Below are 3,540 nucleotides of genomic sequence, written 5' to 3' on the forward strand. Positions count from 1 at the left end.
GGGCAAGGCGAAGCACCCGCTCAGCCTACGTCGCCCCGAGTTGCGCGGATCGTGCCCAGAACGTGAGGCGGTCTGGCGGGCAAAGTGCGGCGTAATCCTCTCGTCGCGCGTTGCCCGCCAGTCCGCCGACCCCCCGAAAAGCGGGACGGGAGACGACAAAAGGCGCCGACCTCATAGTCGACGCCTCTTGCGGAGAAGCAGTTACTTCTTGGCCGCAGCCTTCAGCTTGCTGCCGGCCGAGACCTTCACGCCCACGCTCGCGGCGATGTGGATCGATTCGCCGGTGGCGGGGTTGCGGCCCATGCGCGCTGCGCGCTGCGTCGGCTCGACGCTCAGCCATCCCGGAATGCTGACCTTCGCGCCGTCGGAGAGCGACTTGGCGAGGACGGCGAACAGCGAGTCGACGACGGCGGAGACCGCTGCCTGGCCCTGACCTGAGTCCGCGGCGATTGCGGCCACGAGATCGGCCTTGTTGAGTGACTTGTCAGCCATGATGTCCTCCTCGGACCTTGTGTGTTCGATGGCGGCCGGAGAGGAACTCCCCCGGAACCGCCTTGAAACTAACAGGAAACATCGGGATTTCCGGGGAATTCGACCCGGTGCGGCGTATCTATGGGCAAACGCACGAAAACCCCGATCCTGGGAAGGACCGGGGTTTTCGGTGTGAACGAGTGGTTACCAGCTCGACTTGGTGATGCCGGGCAGTTCGCCGCGGTGCGCCATGTCGCGGAAACGCACCCGCGAGATGCCGTACTTGGCGAGCACGCCACGGGGGCGGCCGTCGATCGAGTCGCGGTTGCGCAGGCGCACCGGCGAGGCGTTGCGCGGCAGCTTCTGCAGGCCCGAACGGGCCGCCTCGCGGGACTCGTCGGTGCCGTTCGGGTCGACGAGCGCCTTCTTCAGTTCCAGACGCTTCGCGGCGTACCGCTCAACGATGATCTTGCGCTGGTCGTTCCGCGCGATCTTGCTCTTCTTCGCCATGGTTAGCGCTCCTCGCGGAATTCGACGTGCTTACGGATCACCGGGTCGTACTTTTTGAGCACGATGCGGTCGGGGTCGTTGCGGCGGTTCTTGCGGGTCACGTAGGTGTACCCGGTGCCGGCGGTGGAGCGGAGCTTGATGATGGGTCGAACATCCTGCTGCTTAGCCATCAGATCTTCTCCCCACGGGCCAGGAGGTCCTGGACCACAGCTTCGATGCCGCGGGCGTCAATCACCTTGATGCCCTTGGCGGACAGCGTGAGGGTGATCGTGCGCCGAAGCGACGGGACGTAGTACTTCTTCTTCTGCACGTTCGGGTCGAAGCGGCGCTTCGTCCGGCGGTGCGAGTGCGAGATGTTGTGTCCGAAGCCGGGTACGGCTCCGGTCACCTGGCACACGGCTGCCATGGTTCCTCCAAAATCGTGGCGAACGCGTCCCTAGACGACATCCACCTAGCTACCGTGGGGCGATCGCCCCACCCAAGGTCACTTGTCGGCACGTGAACCTCCCGGCCAAGGCCGAGGGGCACGTACAAGAAGCCCCGTTTCCGGGACAACTTGTCGATACTACGTGAGGATGGCCCTGCGGGCAACAGCGCTCAGGGCTAGCTGCAGCCGCCGACGAACCCGATGGCAGCGGGGGCGCCCCACCCAGACATCCGGCCGTCATCGTCGAACCACCCCTGAACGCCGATGTAGTCATACGGGCCGGCCTCAGGGTTCACGATGTCGAACCCGTACGCGATGTTCGGTTCGTACTGCTCGAGCCGGATTTCATCGCCGACCGCTGCTTCGAAGGCGGCGCGAGTCGACCCCACCCGCTGCCCAGCGACCGTCTCGATCGCCACACCACCCGCCGTGGTGGCTCCCGAAACGTAAGCGTCGTACAGGTCACCCGATTCAAGGAATCCCGCCGACCCGATCCCGGGCGGCGTCGAGATATCCAGCCCGCCGAAGGTGTAGACGGTCTGCGCCGGGCAGACGCCGCCCTCCACCTCAGGGAGGTTCGTGACGGCCACTTCCTCGTCGAGGGCTTCGGCGAGGTGCGCGGCGACGGTGGCGGCATCGGTGCGGTACGTCTCGCTCGCGAGGGTCGAGCCATCGGTTCCGAATACGGAGATGCCGGTTGCCGTAACCACGACCAACGCGGCGGTGGAGGCTTCCCCGGCGGTCGGCGTCGGGCTCGCGCTCTCGGACTCTTCAGGAGTCGGCGATGAGGTCGACGTGCTGGTGGGACGCGGGGTGGGGTCGCTCGGGACGCACGCCGAGAGGGCGAGCAGCAACGGAATGCCGGCGAGTGCGAGAAGCGTGCGGCGAGAGGTCGTCATGTCACCCCGACGGATGAGGGCCGTCAGTGGGTTGACGGCGAGCTATCGTCAGTTTGCCGTGCGGGTGCAGTCCGGGCAATAGCCGAAGACATCCACGATGTGCCGCGGTTGCGTGAACCCGTGCTGGGCGGCGACCGTTTGTGCCCAGGTCTCGACCTCATCCGCCGCGATCTCGACCGTGGTTCCGCACGACCGGCAGATCAGGTGGTGGTGATGACTGTTGGGCGTGCACGCGCGATAAAGGCTCTCGCCGTCTTGCTGCAGAGAGTCGGCTTCGCCCTCGGTCGCCAGGTCGGCGAGTGCGCGGTACACGGTCGCGAGGCCGACGGTCGAACCCCCGCCCTTGAGGGAAGCATGCAGAGACTGCGCGCTGACGAAACCGTCGGACTCGCCGAGCGCCTCGCGCACCGCATCCCGCTGCCAGGTGTTGCGCTTCATGTCGTTCTCACCGTCTTTCGGTTTCGCGCTCTGCCGACCAGTCTGCACACCAGGTAGATCAGAAACGAGATCGTCGTCACGTACGGGCTGATCGGAACGCTTGCGCCGAGGGCGAGCAGAATGCCTCCCACCAGCGACACGGTGGCGAACGTCACGCTCAGCACCGGTACGACGACCGGCGACGACGACACTCGAAGGGCCGCCGCTGCCGGTGTGACGAGCACCGACAGCACAAGCAGCGCCCCAACGACCTGGACGCCGATCGCGACCGACAGTCCGAGCAGCACCATGAACGCAATCGACAGCGCGCGTGTCGGTACCCCTCGCGAAGCCACCACCTCGGCGTCCACGCTCGCGAAGGTGAGCGGGCGCCACAGGATTAGTAGCCCGACTACGACGATCGCGCCGACGATCGCGAGCACCCCGAGCCGCGGGTCGTCGACCGCGACGATCTGCCCGGTCAGCAACCCGAACTTGTTCGACGCCCGACCCGGGTAGAGGGCGAGGAACAGGATGCCGAGGCCGAGCCCGAACGGCATCAGCACTGCGGTGATCGAGTTGCGATCGCGCGCCCGCGCACCGAGCAGCCCGATCAGCACGGCGGCGATCAGCGATCCTGCGATCGATCCGGTGACCACGCCGACGCCGGTGAGCAGACCTGCGGCGGCACCTGCGAACGACAGCTCGCTGACACCGTGCACCGCGAACGCCAGGTCGCGCGACATCACGAAGACTCCGATGAGTCCGCCGACGATCCCGAGCACGAGTCCCGCGAGGAGCGAGTTGCGCAGCAGC

General features: G+C 66.4%; 7 protein-coding genes. All 7 read right to left on the reverse strand.

Translation table 11 applies throughout. The annotated features are described in order from the left end of the window. Positions 1-201 precede the first annotated feature (201 nt). The 7 genes from RMO30_RS11075 to RMO30_RS11105 all read right to left on the reverse strand — a co-directional run bounded on the left by RMO30_RS11075 (position 202) and on the right by RMO30_RS11105 (position 3,539). Positions 202-492 (reverse strand): HU family DNA-binding protein, encoded by a 291-nt coding sequence (locus RMO30_RS11075; protein WP_309713314.1) that lies wholly within the window; start codon positions 490-492, stop codon positions 202-204. Positions 493-675: 183 nt separating this feature from the next. Next, positions 676-981, reverse strand: coding sequence for a 30S ribosomal protein S14 (gene rpsN / locus RMO30_RS11080; protein ID WP_309713316.1), 306 nt, complete (start codon positions 979-981; stop codon positions 676-678). A gap of 2 nt (positions 982-983) precedes the next feature. After that, complete coding sequence (gene rpmG, locus RMO30_RS11085) at positions 984-1,151, reverse strand: 50S ribosomal protein L33 (protein ID WP_191283688.1); 168 nt, start codon at positions 1,149-1,151, stop codon at positions 984-986. Then, complete coding sequence (rpmB, locus tag RMO30_RS11090) at positions 1,151-1,387, reverse strand: 50S ribosomal protein L28 (RefSeq protein ID WP_309713319.1); 237 nt, start codon at positions 1,385-1,387, stop codon at positions 1,151-1,153. Before rpmB ends, rpmG begins: the two co-directional genes overlap by 1 nt. Before the next feature lie 197 nt (positions 1,388-1,584). Then, positions 1,585-2,307, reverse strand: coding sequence for a hypothetical protein (locus tag RMO30_RS11095; protein WP_309713321.1), 723 nt, complete (start codon positions 2,305-2,307; stop codon positions 1,585-1,587). Positions 2,308-2,355: 48 nt separating this feature from the next. Then, positions 2,356-2,745 (reverse strand): transcriptional repressor, encoded by a 390-nt coding sequence (locus RMO30_RS11100; protein ID WP_309713323.1) that lies wholly within the window; start codon positions 2,743-2,745, stop codon positions 2,356-2,358. Beyond that, positions 2,742-3,539, reverse strand: coding sequence for a metal ABC transporter permease (locus tag RMO30_RS11105; protein WP_309713326.1), 798 nt, complete (start codon positions 3,537-3,539; stop codon positions 2,742-2,744). The genes RMO30_RS11100 and RMO30_RS11105 overlap by 4 nt, the downstream gene beginning before the upstream one ends. Position 3,540 lies beyond the last annotated feature (1 nt).

It is taken from the genome of Pseudolysinimonas sp. (assembly GCF_031389465.1).
Lineage (GTDB): Bacteria > Actinomycetota > Actinomycetes > Actinomycetales > Microbacteriaceae > Pseudolysinimonas_A.